At 66.5% G+C, this 17865-nt stretch carries 12 protein-coding genes; 4 read left to right on the top strand and 8 right to left on the bottom strand.

The window, feature by feature from the left end; genetic code table 11:
• Positions 1 to 786: 786 nt before the first annotated feature.
• The 8 genes from G342_RS0105665 to G342_RS0105700 all read right to left on the bottom strand — a co-directional run bounded on the left by G342_RS0105665 (position 787) and on the right by G342_RS0105700 (position 13479).
• Positions 787 to 3384 (bottom strand): DNA translocase FtsK, encoded by a 2598-nt coding sequence (locus G342_RS0105665; RefSeq protein ID WP_083931118.1) that lies wholly within the window; start codon positions 3382 to 3384, stop codon positions 787 to 789.
• A gap of 378 nt (positions 3385 to 3762) precedes the next feature.
• The gene (locus tag G342_RS0105670) at positions 3763 to 5784 is read right to left on the bottom strand and encodes a bifunctional DedA family/phosphatase PAP2 family protein (protein ID WP_018182141.1); all 2022 of its coding nucleotides are present in this window, start codon (positions 5782 to 5784) and stop codon (positions 3763 to 3765) included.
• A gap of 49 nt (positions 5785 to 5833) precedes the next feature.
• Complete coding sequence (gene rnk / locus G342_RS0105675) at positions 5834 to 6247, bottom strand: nucleoside diphosphate kinase regulator (RefSeq protein WP_026304161.1); 414 nt, start codon at positions 6245 to 6247, stop codon at positions 5834 to 5836.
• A 649-nt stretch (positions 6248 to 6896) separates the two neighbouring features.
• Positions 6897 to 7892 (bottom strand): ATP-grasp fold amidoligase family protein, encoded by a 996-nt coding sequence (locus tag G342_RS23370; RefSeq protein WP_051094130.1) that lies wholly within the window; start codon positions 7890 to 7892, stop codon positions 6897 to 6899.
• Positions 7893 to 8129: 237 nt separating this feature from the next.
• On the bottom strand, positions 8130 to 9851 hold the full coding sequence (locus G342_RS0105685; RefSeq protein WP_018182144.1) for an IlvD/Edd family dehydratase: 1722 nt from the start codon (positions 9849 to 9851) through the stop codon (positions 8130 to 8132).
• A 55-nt stretch (positions 9852 to 9906) separates the two neighbouring features.
• The gene (locus tag G342_RS23375) at positions 9907 to 10680 is read right to left on the bottom strand and encodes a FadR/GntR family transcriptional regulator (protein WP_156830832.1); all 774 of its coding nucleotides are present in this window, start codon (positions 10678 to 10680) and stop codon (positions 9907 to 9909) included.
• A 100-nt stretch (positions 10681 to 10780) separates the two neighbouring features.
• The gene (locus G342_RS0105695; RefSeq protein ID WP_018182146.1) at positions 10781 to 12409 is read right to left on the bottom strand and encodes a GMC family oxidoreductase; all 1629 of its coding nucleotides are present in this window, start codon (positions 12407 to 12409) and stop codon (positions 10781 to 10783) included.
• Positions 12410 to 12423: 14 nt separating this feature from the next.
• Positions 12424 to 13479 carry an ABC transporter ATP-binding protein gene (locus G342_RS0105700; RefSeq protein WP_018182147.1) on the bottom strand — a complete coding sequence of 352 codons (1056 nt, stop codon included), beginning with the start codon at positions 13477 to 13479 and terminating at the stop codon, positions 12424 to 12426.
• Positions 13480 to 13727: 248 nt separating this feature from the next.
• Between G342_RS0105700 and G342_RS0105705 the strand changes: the two genes are divergently transcribed.
• From G342_RS0105705 to G342_RS0105720, 4 genes are all read left to right on the top strand, one after another.
• The gene (locus tag G342_RS0105705) at positions 13728 to 15119 is read left to right on the top strand and encodes an ABC transporter substrate-binding protein (RefSeq protein WP_018182148.1); all 1392 of its coding nucleotides are present in this window, start codon (positions 13728 to 13730) and stop codon (positions 15117 to 15119) included.
• A 71-nt stretch (positions 15120 to 15190) separates the two neighbouring features.
• Positions 15191 to 16084 carry a carbohydrate ABC transporter permease gene (locus tag G342_RS23380; RefSeq protein ID WP_018182149.1) on the top strand — a complete coding sequence of 298 codons (894 nt, stop codon included), beginning with the start codon at positions 15191 to 15193 and terminating at the stop codon, positions 16082 to 16084.
• 14 nt (positions 16085 to 16098) lie between these two features.
• Complete coding sequence (locus tag G342_RS0105715) at positions 16099 to 16968, top strand: carbohydrate ABC transporter permease (protein ID WP_156830834.1); 870 nt, start codon at positions 16099 to 16101, stop codon at positions 16966 to 16968.
• Complete coding sequence (locus tag G342_RS0105720) at positions 16965 to 17861, top strand: dihydrodipicolinate synthase family protein (protein WP_018182151.1); 897 nt, start codon at positions 16965 to 16967, stop codon at positions 17859 to 17861. Before G342_RS0105715 ends, G342_RS0105720 begins: the two co-directional genes overlap by 4 nt.
• Positions 17862 to 17865 lie beyond the last annotated feature (4 nt).

Below are 17865 nucleotides of genomic sequence, written 5' to 3' on the forward strand. Positions count from 1 at the left end.
CTAAGCGAGCTTGATAAAACGTAGTACCGCCGAAGTCTCTTTTCGCTCATCCAGTTACCTGGACAAGCCGCAAGGACATCGCCGTCTACGTTTCTCTTTCTTCCTATTCACTTGTCAAACAACAGACAGGTCTTACCCTGTCGAAAGCTCAAAACCAAACCGCTCGATCCAAACAAGCCACCCAAAAGAGCAACCCTGGGAACCAAACCGCCCGGCCGAACCGGAGGCGCTTATCTAGTCATCTTCCGACAACCAGTCAACCACCCAAATAACAAAACTCAGAGACGAGTTTTCCGTTCGCTGGCAGCGGTGCCGCCCGCGTTCTTGAGGTGGTTTATACGGACGACACCCGACCCCGTCAACCGCGAATTACAACAATTCGAGCCATCCAAACCCCCACCACCCAACCCATGTGGATAAGCCGGCCCACAACACCGCACAACCCGCAGAAATCAGCCAATCCAACCTAAGTGATTGAAAAGATTAATTTTCGTTAAGATGTCCGCCGGCGCTTGGTCGATGTCGAAGCGGGCAGCCGAGCCGCTGTCGAAGGCTGGATCATTGGGATCGACGATCCTGCGCCGGCTTCGCATGGCGGCCATGCGGAAATGGTGGTCGTCACGGCGATCCCGCCGTGCCGAGGCCGCTCCGGCGGATGCCGTCCCGAGGAGATCGGCGACAGCACCACCAGGTCGGTCTGCCGACAGGCCGGAAACAGGCCGAAACAGAAACGGCGGCCCGAAGGCCGCCGTTTCTGTTCTTATAGAGAGACGAAGAAGGATCCGCCTAGCGCTCCATGAAGATCTCGCGCTTGCCCGCATGATTGGCGGGGCCGACGATCCCTTCCTGCTCCATCCGCTCCATGATCGAGGCGGCGCGGTTATAGCCGACCTGCAAGCGACGCTGGATATAGGACGTCGACGCCTTGCGGTCCCGCAGCACGAGGGCGACGGCCTGCTCATAGGCGTCGCCGCCCTCCTCGCCGATCGTGCTCTTGTCGAAGACCGCGACATCGTCCTCGGCGACGGCCTCTTCCGGCTCCTCGTCGCTGGCCGTGACGGCGTCGAGATATTCCGGGCGGCCCTGGCGCTTCAAATGCGCGACCACCTGCTCGACTTCATGATCAGACACGAACGGACCGTGCACGCGGGTGATGCGGCCGCCGCCGGCCATATAGAGCATGTCGCCCTGGCCAAGCAGCTGCTCGGCGCCCATCTCGCCCAGAATGGTGCGGCTGTCGATCTTCGACGTGACCTGGAACGAGATGCGGGTCGGGAAGTTCGCCTTGATCGTGCCGGTGATGACGTCGACCGAGGGACGCTGCGTGGCCATGACAAGATGGATGCCGGCGGCACGGGCCATCTGGGCGAGACGCTGGACGGCGCTTTCGATGTCCTTGCCGGCGACCATCATCAGGTCGGCCATCTCGTCGATGATGACGACGATGAAAGGCAGATGGGTGAGATCCATCACCTGCTCTTCCTGCGTCATTTCGCCGGTCGTCCGGTCGAAGCCGGTATCGATCGTACGGGTAATGACCTCGCCATTCGCCCTCGCTTCGGCAACGCGGACGTTGAAGCCGTCGATGTTACGCACGCCGAGGCGCGACATCTTCTTGTAGCGCTCCTCCATCTCGCGCACGGCCCACTTCAGGGCGGTGACCGCCTTCTTCGGGTCGGTGACGACGGGGGTGAGCAGATGCGGGATGCCCTCGTAGACAGAGAGTTCCAGCATCTTCGGATCGATCATGATCAGGCGGCATTCTTCGGGGCGGTGCCGGTAGAGCAGCGACAGGATCATGGTGTTGATGGCGACCGACTTGCCGGAGCCGGTGGTGCCGGCGACGAGCAGATGCGGCATGCGCGCGAGATCGGCGATCACCGGTTCGCCACCAATGGTCTTGCCGAGGCAGAGGCCGAGCTTGGCCTTGGCTTCAGCAAAATCCTGGCTTGCCATCAATTCGCGCAGCCATACCGTCTCGCGGGTCTGGTTCGGCAGCTCGATGCCGATGACATTGCGGCCCTCGACGACGGCGACGCGCGCTGACACCGCGCTCATCGAGCGGGCGATGTCGCCCGACAGGCCGATGACGCGGCTCGACTTGGTGCCGGGCGCCGGCTCCAGCTCGTATAGCGTTACGACCGGGCCGGGATTGGCGTCGATGATCTCGCCGCGAACGCCGAAATCGCGCAGCGTCTGCTGCAGGAAGGTCGAGTTCTGGTCGAGATATTCGGCCGAAAGCTCGAAGGGCGGCTCGCTGACCGGCGGCTCGGCGAGCAGCTCCAGCGGCGGCAGTTCGTACTCGCAGGTATGAAAGCTGACGACGGTCTCGGCCCTAACCGGGACGATCTCCGGGGCGATGGCGACCGGCGCCGGAACGGGCTCGGGCGCTGCGGCAATCGGCTCGACGGCGACCGTATCGAGGGCGCTCTCGCGACGCAGACGGCGCGATTCGCGCGACCGCGCGCTCAGCGACTGCACCGGCGTGACCCAGATCGGCCATTCGAACCAGACCTGGATCGAAGCCTGGACAAAGCCCGGCAACAGGGTTTCGGGAGCGCGCAGCACCGGTGCAACGAAGCTCGGGACCGGGGCGATCGCGACGGGCTCACTGGCCGGAGCGGGCGCCGCGGCGACCGACGGAGCGGTCGTCGGCGCGGCCGGGCGCACCGGGCGCGTCACGCGGGCGGGCTCGGCTTCGGCGACCGGCGCTTCGGGCAAGCCGATGGCGCGGACTGGCGGCACGGCGCGACCGACCTGGATCAGGCGCTCGAGGCGGCGGATGTTGGAAGGCTGCGCCGCCGCGACGATTTCGGCCTGGCGATCGGGCTGCGACACGGGCTCGGAGACCGCCGGCGCATCGGCGACGGGCGGAGCAACGGGTGTCTGCGTCGCGGCCGACAGGACATTCGGCGGCACCATCGAGGGGACGACGGGGCTGCGCGTGACCGGCGGGGTCGGGGCGACGACGGTGGCGACCGGAGCCATCTTGACCGGGGCCGAAACCACGGGAGCGGGCGCGACGGGCGCCGGTGTCACCAGCGCGACGGGAACCGGGGCGGCGGCGACGGGCGGTTCCGTCGCCTCGGCCGCCGTCTCGTCGATTTCGGCCGGAGATTCGGCATCGCCCGCCGCATGGCGCGGACGGCGCAAATAGTCCGGGGTGCGGGTGAACCGGGCATTCATCCCGGCCGTGAAGGGCTGCAGCCAGGAGGGCAGCGGCTCGCCATCCGGCCCGGTCACCGGTGCGTCGCGCGCCACCGGCGCGGCGGCGGGACGCGATGGATCGGGATGATGCAGTGCCTCTCGTTCGCGCGGGGAGCGCGCCGCCGGTTCGGCGGACTGGAGGGTGGTGTATTGGGGAGGCCGATTGGAAGAACGCATGTTTGTCGCTGACCCTGGTACGCGGTCTGGCCGACCGTTGCTGGTCGCTCAGGCATACGAAGAACAGCGTTAACGAATGGTTTGAACGATCCGTCCAATCCACCATTCGAGGTCGCTGTTGCAGCCAGCCCACAGCAGCCGTTGCGATGCCGGAGGGCTGGCTCCCCGGCCCTGCCCCTAGCCCGGAGACAAGGAGCGTCCAGGCATGGGGCGCGGCCAGACGCGCGACGTCGCGGGCTGTGATGCGACCGTCTTTCCGGCGTTCGCTGCGATGGGAATCCCGGAGCGCCTGCAGCCGCGGCAGCAAGTCGCGTCGAAGCGCGATAGCTCGGAACGCGAGAGGAACGAGCGGCGGCGCGCGTTCGGGGTTGCCCGGCATCAGGGCGCGCTCGGACCCGCTATGCCGGTCAGCAGCAGGATCCGCCGGCCGCCTTGTTCGTCGGCAATTGCCTGTAGGCCGGCCGGCGCCGCGAAGGAGCCGAGCAGGCCGAACTGCTCGGCCGACGACAATTCCTGGTCCTGCAGCAGGGTGGCGAGTTGCAACGGGCGGCTGATCCGTTCGCGCGTCAGCGAACCGAGCAGGATCCGGTCTCGGCGTCCGCTCGCCTCGGCGAACGTCGTGGTCGGCCAGAACCGCAACACCACACGATTGTCGGCATCGACCGGACGGACAAGCGTCAGCGCAGCGAAGCGACCGGCATGGGTCAGCGGCAGGGGCGGCAAACCGTCGAGCGGCGCATCCGGGGTCAGGAAACGGGCGAAGCCGCCAAGATCGCCGGACGGCGCCACCTGCCAGCCGCCAGACGTCAGCGCGGCCCGAAGCGTCGCGGCATCCAGATCCGACTGCAGCGTCAGCGCGCCACCGTCGGAGCCGTCGAGCTCCCAGCGATCGGCCGGGAAGATGGCCCAGTCGCCGTCGCGCCAGCGGGTCGCCTCCATCGCCGTCTCGACCGTGCGCGGACGATAGGCCTCGACCGCCGCATCATAATGAGTGGCGAAGCGCAGCCCGCCGGCGACGAGAAGGACGCCGAGCACGAGCCCGACCAGCCGCAGCGGCCGCATCGCCTGCAGATCAAGGCGGCGGAACACCAGCGCGTAGATCGCCGCCAGCGCCGAACCGAGCGCCAGGCCTGCCAGCACGTCGGAAGGCCAGTGCGCGGCGAGATAGACGCGCGACGCCGCGATCGCTGCGACGAGCAGGCCGGCGAGCGCGAAAACGACCACTTTCCAGCGGAACGGCGCATTGTGCGTCGCCAGCCAGGCGATCGAGGCATAGAGGGCGGCGGACGAGGTGGCGTGGCCGCTGGGAAAACTGAAGGCGTCGGCCCCGGAATAGAGATCGATCGGCCGGGGAATGACGAAAACGCCCTTGGCCAGCGGCACCGAGATGGCGGCGAAGGCCATTGTCAGGATGAGGCCGCCGGCCAGCTTGCGGGCCCGGTGGAGAAGCAGCCAAAGCGCGGTCGCCAGCAGCACCGGAATGATGACGACACCGTCGCCGAGCGTGGTGATGGCGATCATCACCGTATCGAGCTTCGGCGTGCGCCATCCCTGGACCAGCGTGCTCAGGGCCGAATCCATGCGGGTGATCTGCTCGCGCATGAGGACGTCCTCGGCGAGCGACACGAACGCCGCCGCCAGCGCGATCGCGGCAAACCCCATGACGATCAGGGTCGATGTGCCGGGATCGTCGGGATCGAGCACGGTGACGAGCACGCGGTCGAACACGGCTCCGCGGCGCTTGCTGGCGACGATGAAGCGGCGGTAGCGCCGGCTGAGGCCGGGCAGCACCCAGCGCAGGCCGAGATGCGCGAGCCAGATGACGAGGCCGACCAGGACGAGCGCGCCGACGAGGATCGCCACCAGACGGCCGGCGATCGAGCCGAGCACGCCGAGCGCGAGGCCCATGCCGGCGCCGGGCAGGATATGTGCCGGCGCCCAGATCAGGGCGGAAAGGACATTGACGACATAGAAGCGCACGGGTGGCATGCCGACGACGCCCGCAACGAGCGGAATGACGGCCCGCACGCCGGGCACGAACCGGCCGATCGCCACGCTCAAAAGGCCGAAGCGGTCGAAGAACGCCTCGCCCTTGGCCAGAAGCTCGGGGCGCTCGCGCAGGGGCCAGATCGTGCGGATCCGCTGCTTGTAGCGATGGCCGATCCAGTAGGAGACGCCATCGCCGGCGATGGCGCCGAGCGTCGCCCAGATCAGGATCGGCCAGATCGATAATTCGCCGAGGCCGACGACGGCCCCGATGCCGATCAGGATCGCGGTGCCCGGAACGAACATGCCGACGACGGCGATCGCCTCCGCCATCGCACTAACGAAAACCAGCAGCGCCGCCCAGTGCGGATGCCGGGCGGCGAGATCGATGAGGGCCTGCAGCCAGTCGCCCATCGATCAGGCCCCTAGGCCCGGACGAGCATGACGGCGGCCCTCGCCAACATCAGGCGACCTCGGCGTCGCCGACCTGCAGCACGGTCAGGCGTTTCAGCTCGCCATTGCGGGTTTCCCAGCTGATCGATTCGCCGACGCCGACGCCAATCAGGGCGGCGCCGATCGGGGTCAGAACCGAGATCTTGCCCTGGCCGATATCGGCATCCTCCGGATAGACGAGCGTGACCTTGCGGACGGCGCCGGCCGTGTCATCGCGATATTCGACCTCATGGCCCATCCGCACAAACGGGTGCGAGCGCTTGGCATCGGCGACGACGCGGGCGCGGTCGAGCTCCTCGGTCAGGATCGCCGAAACGTCGGGATGCGTATTGGTCGCCGCACGGGCAAGCGTCGAGAGCCGCTCGTGATCGGCGGCCAGGATCGTGATGCGGGGCTTCAGGCGGCCGGCGCTGCGCGTCGTCATGGTCTTCGTCTCCAAGTTGGACCGCGCTCGTTCGCGAGCGACGATGGTCCGGAATTGATCTTCCATCGCCCCGCTCCCGTTGGGAAGTGCGGTGAGGACCGAGAATGAATGCGCCCTGTTCGTCGCCGCGCGCGCGACATCGTTCCAGGGCGTCTTGCTGGACCAGACTGCGCCCGGTCGGCGCGCGAAAGCGCTAGGGCAGGAAGAGACAGTCTGGATGGAATGTAAGGAAAGTCATGCTGGCACAAACCCCGTGTCCGGGGCGAACGCGCACGCCGAACCCGGGGCTAGTGTCCCGCGATCAGAAGACCTGCGTGGAGCAGGGAACGGCGAAAGGTCGAATAGGTCTGCATGGTGCTTCAGACATAAGCACACTGACGGGAAAGTCAAACGGCGCGGACAAGGTCCGGAAGCACCGATGAAGCCGGGCCTTCCGACGCGAGCGGCTCCCGGACCCCGCCCGGACGCCGAGGCCGGGGTATCCGCTTCCCGAAGCTTCCCAGCTGGCAGCGTCCGAAGGATGCGTCGCAGCGCGCCCCGCCCTGCCCCCAGATTTCGTCACACGTGAAACACTAGCCCAGCGCGCAGGGAGCGAGATCGCCCCCGCCGCCGCAGGAGACGGCACCTGGCTTCCGGCCGCGAAAACCGTTCACGCCAGAACAGGAACCGGATCCACGGAGAGCCCAGCGACATGGGCTCGCAGCAGGCGTTGGTAGACGGCGCGCCAACCCGTCTGCGGCGTCGACAGGAACCAGGATCGGCCGAGATCCCAGCATCGGCCCATCGCCGCGAGGACGGCGGAATCGGAATTGGTCATCAGTCCGGCTGTCGGATAGGGCGTGATCTCGCCGGCATGGAGCCTGCCGTCGACGACCATGAAATCGACGCGGAGATAGTCCGAGCCCGCCGCCACGGCCCTCGCCGCCCGCATCGCCTCGCCGTAGCAGTCCGGCACGCAGTAGCCATCGGGCAGCGCCCGCGCCGGATTGCGGGCCACCAGAGTATTGGTGACGCGGAGGCGCCGCCCCTGGCCGTCGAAGATCGCCGACAGTCCGACCGGCGACTTCTCGCCCCGGTAGATCATGGCGTAGAAAATTTCGCCGGCGAAGAGATGGACCTTGATGTCGTCGATCTGATGCGAGTCCGGATGCAGGACCTCCTCGGCAAACAGCCGGCGCGATGTCTCGCCGTAAGCCCATTCGGCGGTATCGCGACCGTAGGGCCCCGCCAGCCAGTCCCGGCAGGTGGCGTAAAGCAGCGCCTCGTCCTCGGCGCGCTCATGAAAGAACCAGTTGCGACCCGAGCCGGAATTCATCTTCAGGACGACGCCAGAATGGCGCAGCGACGCTGGCAGTTCGGCAGGATCCTCGCCCGCCCACAGCGTCCTGGCAATCCGGACGTCGATCCCGGCCTGGTCGGCGCAGCGCTGGAAGATCGCCTTGGTTTCCAGCTTGTCGCAATAGGCGATGAAAGCCGGGTTGCGATCGAACACGCGCCGCCAGAACATCTTGTCGTTGTAGCTGACCGGAAAGGCCACGCGGGGCAGAGCCCCGATTTCGGCCCGGAATTCCCGCGTCTGCTTGCGGTAGCCGGCATGGATGGCGGCATCGATCAGCCGCCCCAGCGGAGGGAGTAGCACGCTCACGACGGGGCCGCGCCAGTCGTGTCCCGCCGGGGGCAGGAAGGCGGATATGGCTCGCAAGATCCAGATGCGACGCCAGTGATCCTTGTAGCGCAGGGCATTTCAGAACGTCCCGACGACGGCAGCTCCATGCCCCGCCCTGAAGACTGTTCTTCAAATCAACCAGGCCTTTGGCGTCAAGAAGATTTCCGGGCCGGAAGAAAGGTTTATCCCCTTATCAATCCGGCCCGGCATGTCGTCCTAGTGGCTTTCGCGCGGGACGGCGTGGCCGCGGCAACCGACGAGGAAGTCGAGATCGGCGCCCTTGTCGGCCTGCAGCACGCGCTCGACATAGAGCGACTGGTAGCCGCCTTCCATGGCGGGCTTCAGCGGCTGCCACAGCGCCCGGCGGCGGGCGAGTTCCTCGTCACTGACGTCGAGATGCAGGCGGCGGCCGGCAACGTCGAGCTCGATGAAATCACCATCCTGGACCAGCGCCAGCGGACCGCCAACGGCGGCCTCCGGCGCCGTATGCAGCACGACGGTACCGAAGGCGGTGCCGCTCATGCGCGCGTCCGAGATGCGGACCATGTCGCGCACGCCCTGTTGCAGCAGCTTGCGGGGCAGCGCCATGTTGCCGACCTCGGCCATGCCGGGATAGCCCTTCGGGCCGCAGTTCTTCAGCACCATGATGCAGCTGGCATCGATGTCGAGGGCGGGATCGTCGACGCGCGCCTTGTAGTGATCGATGTCCTCGAACACGACGGCGCGGCCTCGATGCTGCATCAGTTCGGGAGAGGCGGCCGACGGCTTGATGATGGCGCCGTCCGGCGCGAGATTGCCGCGCAGCACCGCCATGCCGCCGTTCTGCACCAGCGCCTTGTCGCGCGGCAGGATGACGTCGGGGTTGAAGTTCTCGACGCCCTCGATGTTCTCGGCGATCGTCCGGCCGGTGACGGTCAACGCGTCGAGATCGAGCAGGTCGCGGATCGCGTCCATGACGGCGGGAATGCCACCGGCATAGCAGAGATCCTCCATCAGATATTTGCCCGACGGCATCAGATTGACGATGGTCGGGATGTCACGGCCGAAGGCGTCCCAGTCGTCGAGCGTCAGGTCGACGCCGATGCGGCCGGCGATGGCAAGCAGGTGCACGACGGCGTTGGTCGAGCCGCCGATGGCGCCGTTCATACGGATTGCATTGGCGAAGGCGGCGCGGGTCAGCACCTTCGATAGGCGCAGATCCTCGTTGACCATGGCAACGGCGCGACGGCCGGTCAGCCGGGCGAGACGGGCGCGACGGGCGTCGACGGCCGGATAGGCGGCGTTGCCGGGCAGCGTGACGCCGAGCGATTCGGCCATCGACGCCATGGTCGAGGCGGTGCCCATCGTCATGCAGTGGCCAGGCGAGCGCGACATGGCGCTTTCCGCCGCCATGAAGTCCTCCGGGCTCATCACACCGGCGCGCACATCCTCGGAGAATTTCCAGACATCCGTGCCCGAACCGATGTCCTTGCCGCGGAACTTGCCGTTCAGCATGGCGCCGCCGGACAAGAGGATGGTCGGCAGGTCGCAGGAGGCGGCGCCCATCAAGAGCGACGGCGTGGTCTTGTCGCAGCCGGCCATCAGCACGACGCCGTCCATCGGATTGCCGCGGATCGATTCCTCGACGTCCATCGAGGCGAGGTTGCGGAACAGCATGGCGGTCGGGCGAAGGTTGGATTCACCGCAGGAGAACACCGGGAACTCGAGCGGGAAGCCGCCGGCGTCGAGCACGCCCTTCTTCACTTCCTCGACCAGCGGGCCGAAATGGGCGTTGCAGGGCGTGAATTCGGAGAAGGTGTTGCAGATGCCGATCACCGGCCGGCCGTCGAACATGTCGTCCGGCAGGCCGCCATTCTTCATCCAGCTGCGGTGAATGAAGGCGTCCTTGTCAAAGCCGCCAAACCAGGCCTGCGAGCGGAGTGGGGTCTTGCGGGTCATGTTTCCTCGAGTGAATGGCGCCGCGGGCGATGGCCCGCGTGGTGGTGGCGAAATGTCAGGGGGTCTGAACGCCGAGCAGGCTGCGCGCGCGGCGCATCTTGGCGACGTTCTCGATATTCTTGTGCAGCAGCTTGGTCATGATGGCGCGGGCCCGCTCGGGATCGCGCTGGTGGATGGCCTCGGCGACCAGCTTGTGGTCGTCCGGATAGCGCGACGACACGGCATCGACCTCGATCGCCAGCGCGAAATTGGCCCGGAGCACGACGAACACCGTCCGCATCAGGCTGAGCATCATCTTGTTGTGGCAGGCTTCGAACAGCCGGCGATGGAACAGGATGTCCGCCTCGATGCCGGCGAACTTGTCCGGCGCGTTCTCCATCGCCTCGTAGGCCTCGAACAGACGGAGCACTTCCACCGTCGAGGCCGCGGTCGCCGCCAGCGCCGCCACCTGCGGCTCGATGATGGCGCGCAGGGCACTCAGTTCGTCGATCAGTTCGTCGCGCAACTCCGGATGATCGAGGTTCCACTGGATCACGTCGGGGTCGAGATAGTTCCATTCGCCGCGCGGCAGCACGACCATGCCCGTGCCGCGCCCGGCCAGGACGAGGCTCTTCGCCGACAGGATCTTGATCGCCTCGCGCACGACATTGCGGCCGACGCCCAGTTCGGCGGCGATCTCCGCCTCGACCGGCAGGGTGGTATCCGGCGGATACTGGCCCCAGACGATGGCGCGCCCCACGGTCTGGACGGCGTCGTCGACCAGGGTACGAACCTTCTTGCGCTCGCCGGTCAGGCTGGACCCCAATGGGGAGGAACGGTCAACGACCACGATCTGTCTCACAACTCCGGCCGTCCGGGACGACCTCTTCAGGCGCGGGTCAAGACCCCGCGCCTGCAACCATATAGTGCACCCGCCGCTCCGTCAGCGATCAGAACACGGCCGGCGCGACGGTCTCGTTCATCAGGATCGACACCGCCTTGTTGCCGAGCGCCAGCGCGATCGCATTGGTGTTGGCGGACGGAATAAACGGGATCGCCGAGCAGTCGATGACCCGGAGCCCGTCAACGCCGCGCACGCGCAGCTTGGTGTCGAGCACGGCCATCGGGTCGCCATCCGGTCCCATGCGGACCGAGCCGGACGGGTGATAATTGGTCTTCACCGTCTTGGCGCAGAAGGCGGCGAGTTCGTCGTCGCTGACCTTGTCGGAACCCGGCAGCAATTCGCCCTTGATGTTGGAGCCGACCGGCTCGGTCTTGAGCAGATTGCGGGCGAAGCGCATCGACGCGATCGTCAGGCGCAAATCGTCGGGATCGCCGAAGAAGTTCGAATCGACCACCGGCTTGGCGGCCGGATCGGCCGAACGAAGCTTGACCGATCCGCGCGCCTTCGGCCGCAGCAGGCAGGAGGTCAGCGTGACGCCATGCGTCGGCTGCATATCGGTGACATCGCGGTCGAGATAGACGATCGGCGCGCAATAGAGCTGCACGGTCGGCCGGTCGCCACCGTCCGGATCGTAGAACAGGCAGGATTCGATGCCGGTCGTCGACACCGGACCGGTGCCGAACAGCACATATTGCAGGCCGTTGCGCAGCATCGGCCAGCCCTTGTCCTCGCCGAAATAGCCGCTCGCCCGCTTGGTGGTGGCGATCACAGGCACCTCGTGGTGGTCCTGCAAATTCTGGCCGACGCCGGGCAGATCGGCATGGACGGCGATGCCGTGCTCCTTCAGATGGGCCTCGGGACCGAGACCGGACAGCATCAGGAGCTTGGCGGTATTGTAGGTGCCGGTGGCGACCAGGACTTCCTGATCGGCGCGCGCCTCGACACGCTTGCCTTCGTGCACATATTCGACGCCGACGGCCCGGTTGCCCTCGAACAGGATGCGGGTCACCAGCGCCTCGGTGACGACGGTCAGGCGCTTGTCGTTCATCACCTGCGACAGGAAGGAGAACACCGCGTCGCTGCGGCGCATCTTGCCGTTCACCACGCCCATGGTGTGCTGCATGACGCCGACGCCGTTCTGGCGCGCGCCGTTGAAGTCGGGATTGTAGGGAATGCCGGCGCCCTGGGCGGCGAGGATATAGTCCCGCGTCATCTCGCAGAGCTGGCCGGGGTCGGAGACCAGCAGGCTGCCGTCGATGCCGTGATAGGCGTCGTTGAACTTCTGGTTCTTTTCCAGCGCCTTGAAGTGCGGCAGCAGGTCGGCATAGCTCCAGCCGGTATTGCCGCCGAGGAATTCGTCCCAATGGTCGTAGTCGTCGCGCTGGCCGCGCATATAGACCATGGCGTTGACCGAGCTGCCGCCGCCAAGAACCTTGGCCTGCGGCACGATCGGGCCGCGGCCGCCGAGGCGCGGCTGCTCGACCGTGTGGTGCATCTCGAGGAAGTCCTCGCGGCCGAGATACTTCATGTAGCCGGCCGGCATCTGCATGAGCTTGGCGTAGTGCGACGGGCCGCGCTCGATCAGCAGGACACGGGCGCCATGGTCACGAACCAGGCGGGTCGCCGCGACGCAGGCGGACGAGCCGCCGCCGGCAATGATGTAATCAAAGGCCATGAGGATCGGTCCTGTCAGAAGCGAAGGCGCTTTTCGCTCTTCGTGTCGAAGAGGAAAATATGTTCCGGACGAATGCGCAAGCCGACGCGTTCGTCGAGCTGCGGCCGGAAGGATGAATCGGCCATCACCGTCATTCGCGTCTCGCCGAGCTGTGCCGTGATCTGCATGCCGGAGCCGGTATATTCGACCGAATAGACGGAACCGACGACATCGGCCTCTTCCGGCGGGGCGACGACGATGTGATCGGGGCGGATGCCCAGCGTGACCGCGCCGCCAAGCTGGACCGGGAAGCCTCCGAGGCGAACGCCGGGCGCCGTGAACGTGCCGGCCGACAGGGTGCCGGCGATCAGGTTCATCGGCGGCGAGCCGATGAAGGTGGCGACGAACAGCGAGGCCGGATCCTCGTAGATCTCTTCCGGAGTGCCAAGCTGGACGATTTCGCCCTTGTTCATGACGGCGACCCGGGTCGCCAAAGTCATCGCCTCGATCTGGTCGTGCGTCACATAGATGGTGGTCGTCTTCAGCTCGTGATGCAGCCGCTTCAGCTCGGCCCGCATCGAGACGCGCAGGATGGCGTCGAGATTGGAAAGCGGCTCGTCCATCAGGAAGAGGTTCGGCGTCCGCACGATGGCGCGCGCCAAGGCGACGCGCTGGCGCTGGCCGCCGGAAAGAGCGCGCGGGCGACGCTCGAGCAGGGCTTCGAGATGCACCTTCTCCGCCGCCGACTTGACGCGGCGCTGGCGCTCGGCCGCGGGGAGATTGCGCAGCTTCAGAGGGTATTCGATGTTCTCTCCGACGGTGAAATGCGGATAGAGGCCGTAGTTCTGGAACACCATCGCGATGTCGCGGTCGCGCGCCGGACGATCGTTGACCCGCTCGCCACCGATCAGGATATCGCCGCCGGAGACGGGCTCTAGCCCGGCGATCATGCGCATCGTCGTCGTCTTGCCGCAGCCGGACGGTCCGAGCAGCACCAGGAACTCCTGATGCGCGATCTCCAGATTGAGATCCTGGATGGCAGCGAAATTACCCCAGCGTTTCGACACGCCACGAAGCTGTACGTCGACCAAATCAACCTCCCGAACTCCTCACCCTGGCCCGGCCGACGCGACCTCTATCCTACGCGTCCGCTACGCCATCGGACTCGGGAGGCCGGAGGACCGGCTTGACTTTCCCTCGCCACGAGTCCCATTCTTAGCATCACTAAATCCTACTTATCAAGTTGATGAGTATGATGAGGCTCGCCGCAGGAGGCGACGGGCCGGCCGGACGCAGGATGCAAATCGTCCGTCCTGTGCGTATCAATTCGGGAGGAACCATGTCGAAATCCGTTCTGCCGCCCAAGGGTGGACTGCATCTGCCGATCACCCGCCGCAGCCTGCTGCAGGCAACCGCGATCCTGTCCGGCGCCGGCATCCTGTCGGTGCATGGCGTGCCGGTCTTCGCCAGCGAAGTCTTCGACGACATCAAGGGCCAGTGGGAATCGGCCAAGATGGACTGGAAGCGCCAGAGCGGCGCGACGATCGTCCTGAACGGCGTCCAGCACCCGTGGATGGATGCGATCACGCCGCTGGTGCCGCATTTCACCAAGCTGACCGGCATCGAGGTCAAGGTCCAGACCCAGTCGGAGTCGGAATACATCGCCTCGCTGCCGGTCAAGCTGGGCGCCAAGAGCGCGACGCCGGATGTCTACATGGTCTGGGCGCTCGGCCAGGCCGTCACCGCCGGTTGGCTCGAGCCGCTCGGCCCGATGTTCGCCGACCCGAAGCTGACCGACCTCGCCTGGTGGGATGTGGACGATTTGTTCCCGTCGACGCGCGCCTACCAGACCTGGGCCGACGGCAACCAGTATGTCGTCTCGGTCACGGCCGAGGCGCAGACGCTGTTCGCCAACAAGACCATGCTGGACGAGAAGGGCCTCGCCCTGCCGAAGACGATGGACGAGCTGCTCGCCACCGCCAAGGCGCTGAAGACCGACGACATCGCCGGCATCGCCATGCGCGCCAAGTCGGGTGACGGCGCCACCTGGCCGGCCGGCGGCTTCGTCTTCTCCTATGGCGGCGCCATCATCGGCCTCGACGGCAAGGTCGCCGTCGATCAGCCCGAGGCGGTGGCAGCCATCGACATGTACGGCAAGCTGCTGCGCGAGGCCGGCCCGATCGGCAGCGGCAATTACCACTGGATGGAGTGCCTGAACGACTTCATGGCCGGCGCCGTCGCGATGTCGAGCGACTCGTCCAACTTCGCCACCGACATCGGCAACAAGGACAAGAGCGCCGTCGCCGGCCAGGCCATCTATGGCGGCATGCCGACGGCCGCCGGCAAGCCGGCCAAGCCGAACATCTACAACTGGACGATCGGCATGAACCCAAACGCCGCCAACAAGGACGCGGCCTTCCTGTTCCTGCTCTGGGCGACCTCGAAGCCGACGGCGGCGATGGCCGCGGCGGCCGGCCTCGCCACCCAGCGCACCTCGGCCTGGAAGACCAGCGCCTTCGGCGAGCGTTTCGGCAAGCAGGCCGTGTCGGCCGTACTGGAGAACCTGAACGCCGCCGACGCCGATCTGATGAAGGCGACCTGGTTCCACGCCAAGGGGCCGCAGATCCTCGACGCCTTCGGCATAGGCGTGAACGAAGTGGTCACCGGCGCGAAGGATGCGCAGTCGGCCATGACGGCTGCGGCGGAGAAGATGCGGGCCGCCATCGGCTGATCCGCCCGCTTCGCTTCGAAACCGACTGGCGGGGTGGCGAAAGCCGCCCCGCATCTGACTGGATCCCCAAGATGCGCTCCTCCGCCGCCCGCAGCCGCAACCGCTTCATCCTGCTCATGCTCGCACCGGCCACGGTGCTCCTGGCCGGGCTGACGCTCATTCCCTTCGTCGTCAGCGTCGGCTTCTCGCTGACCAATTATTCGCTGACCGCGCCGAACGACATCGCCTTCATCGGCCTCGGCAACTATCTCGCTCTGTTCTCGAGCAGCGAATTCTGGAACGCGGCCTGGATCACGGTGCTGTTCACCGTCGTCGCCGTCGGGCTGCAGCTCGTGCTCGGCGTCGGCATCGCCGCCCTCCTGCATCACGAGACGCGGGCGGTCTCGGCGCTCCGGCTGATCTATCTGCTGCCGATGGCGATCACGCCGGTGGCGGCGGTCTTCACCTTCCGCATGATGTTCAATCCGACGCTCGGCGTGTTCAACTACATCCTGAAGACGATGGGCCTGCCGGCGCAGGACTGGCTCGGCTCGCCGACCATGGCGCTGGTGTCGCTGATTCTCGTCGACAGCTGGCAGTGGACGCCCTTCATCCTGCTGATCGCCGCCGGCGGCCTCGCCGCCCTCGACGAGGAGCCGCTGGAAGCGGCCCGCATGGACGGCGCCGGGCCGATGGCGATCTTCTTCCAGCACACGCTGCCGATGCTGTTCCCCTATCTGGCGGTCGCGATCGTCTTCCGCTCGATCGATGCCTTCAAGACGTTCGACATCATCTTCGTCCTGACCAATGGCGGGCCGGGCGTTGCGACGCGCACGCTCAACCTGCTCGCCTACAAGCAGGGCATCGAGTTCCTTTCCATGGGCTATGCCGCGGCGATCGCCATCGTCATGCTGATCGTCACCATCGTCGCCAGCCAATTGTTCCTGCGGCGGGTCGACCTGTTCAAACCCAAGGCGGCGCTGTGATGGCCGAGATGACGATGACAAGCTCTCCCGACCGCGTGAACCTGCGCCCGCTCTCGCCCGCCACGCGGCTTGCGCGCGCCCTCGCGCCCTGGGCCCGCCGGCTGATCCTCTGGGCCTTCGCCATCTGGTGCCTGTTCCCGATCTACTGGCTCGCCACCATGAGCCTGAAGCGGCAGGTCGACGCCATGGCGCGCACGCCGCGCTTCTGGTTCCAGCCGATCTGGGACAATTACCTCGCCGTCATAAAGGCCGGCGACATCTGGAACTATTTCGGCTCGTCGCTGATCGTCGCGCTGGCGACCACGGCAGTCGCCCTCGCCCTCGGCATCCCGACCGCCTATGTGCTGGCGCGCTACCGTTTCCGCGGCAATTCCGATTTCGGCTTCTGGATTCTCTCGACCCGGATGACGCCGCCGGTCGCCATGCTGATCCCGTTCTTCGTGCTCTATGTCCGCACCGGGCTGATGGACACCTATCCCGGCCTCGTCATCGCCCATGTCGCGATCAACCTGTCGATCGTGGTCTGGCTGATGAAGGGCTTCTTCGAGGATCTGCCGAGCGAGCTGGAGGAAGCCGCTTTCATGGACGGCGCCACCTATTTCCAGGCGTTCCGCCAGATCTGCCTGCCGGTGGCGCTACCCGGCATCGCCGCCGTCGCCATCCTCTCCTTCCTGTTCTCCTGGAACGAGTTCCTGTTCTCGCTGGTGCTGACCAACGAGATCCGCACCGTGCCGGTCGGCCTCTATTCCTTCGTCGGCTATCAGCAGGTGCGCTGGGGCGAACTGTCGGCCTCGGCCGTGCTGATGCTGGTGCCGGTGCTCGCCTTCGTCTTCATTTTCCAGAAGCAGCTCGTTCGCGGCCTCACCATGGGAGCCACCAAATGACCGTTCGCGGCATTCACGCCATCCTCTACGCCTTCTTCGACGAGGACGAGCGGCTCGACCGCGCCGCCATGCGCCGGCAGGTCGAGCTCTGCCTCGACGCCGGCGTCGCCGGAATCGCCGCGCTCGGCCTCGCGACCGAAGTCGCAAAACTCTCCTTCGACGAGCGCCGAACGCTGATGCAGTGGGTGTCAGAGGATGTCGGCGGCCGCGCGCCGCTCGGCTTCACCATTCTCGGCCAGTCGGTCGAGGAACAGGTGGCGCTGGTGCGGGCGGCGGAGGCGGCGAAGGCCGACTGGATCATCCTGCAGCCGCCGGCCGTCGGCAGCTACGGCGCCGACGAATACATCGCCTTCTTCAGCCGCATCATGGCGCAGACGGACCTGCCGGTGGCCATCCAGAACGCGCCGCAATATCTCGGCCGCGGCCTCGACGCCGGCGACATCGCCCGGCTGATGGAGCGCCATCCCAACATGACGCTGATCAAGGCCGAGGATTCGGCCGTCGGCATCGAGCGGCTGATCGCCCGCACCGAGGGTCGGATCGACGTCTTCAACGGCCGCGGCGGGCTGGAGCTGATCGACAATCTGCGCGCCGGCTGCGCCGGCTTCCTGCTGGCGCCCGACCTGGTCGACCGCGCCGTCGAGGTCATGCGGCTGCACGATGCCGGCGACCCCGCCGCCGACGCCCGCTACGCCGAGATCGTGCCGGCGATCGTCTTCGTCATGCAGTCGCTCGAAACGCTGATCTGCTACGGCAAGCGCCTGTTCGCAGCGCGCGCCGGATTGACCGTGCACGACCGCGGCCCCGCCCTGCGGCCGACCGAATTCGGCCTGTCGCTGGTGGCCCGGCACGCCGAGGCGCTCGGCCCGTTCGCCGGAACGATCTCGCGCTAGCACG

Origin of the sequence: Kaistia granuli DSM 23481, assembly GCF_000380505.1 — a bacterium.
GTDB lineage: Bacteria > Pseudomonadota > Alphaproteobacteria > Rhizobiales > Kaistiaceae > Kaistia > Kaistia granuli.

What these genes read in the sequence shown, in the direction of transcription:
- G342_RS0105665 (WP_083931118.1), bottom strand. Translation starts at nt 3,384, where the DNA reads ATGCGTTCTTCCAATCGGCCTCCCCAATACACCACCCTCCAGTCCGCC.
- G342_RS0105670 (WP_018182141.1), bottom strand. Translation starts at nt 5,784, where the DNA reads ATGGGCGACTGGCTGCAGGCCCTCATCGATCTCGCCGCCCGGCATCCG.
- rnk (WP_026304161.1), bottom strand. Translation starts at nt 6,247, where the DNA reads ATGACGACGCGCAGCGCCGGCCGCCTGAAGCCCCGCATCACGATCCTG.
- G342_RS0105685 (WP_018182144.1), bottom strand. Translation starts at nt 9,851, where the DNA reads ATGACCCGCAAGACCCCACTCCGCTCGCAGGCCTGGTTTGGCGGCTTT.
- G342_RS0105695 (WP_018182146.1), bottom strand. Translation starts at nt 12,409, where the DNA reads ATGGCCTTTGATTACATCATTGCCGGCGGCGGCTCGTCCGCCTGCGTC.
- G342_RS0105705 (WP_018182148.1), top strand. Translation starts at nt 13,728, where the DNA reads ATGTCGAAATCCGTTCTGCCGCCCAAGGGTGGACTGCATCTGCCGATC.
- G342_RS23380 (WP_018182149.1), top strand. Translation starts at nt 15,191, where the DNA reads ATGCGCTCCTCCGCCGCCCGCAGCCGCAACCGCTTCATCCTGCTCATG.
- G342_RS0105715 (WP_156830834.1), top strand. Translation starts at nt 16,099, where the DNA reads ATGACAAGCTCTCCCGACCGCGTGAACCTGCGCCCGCTCTCGCCCGCC.
- G342_RS0105720 (WP_018182151.1), top strand. Translation starts at nt 16,965, where the DNA reads ATGACCGTTCGCGGCATTCACGCCATCCTCTACGCCTTCTTCGACGAG.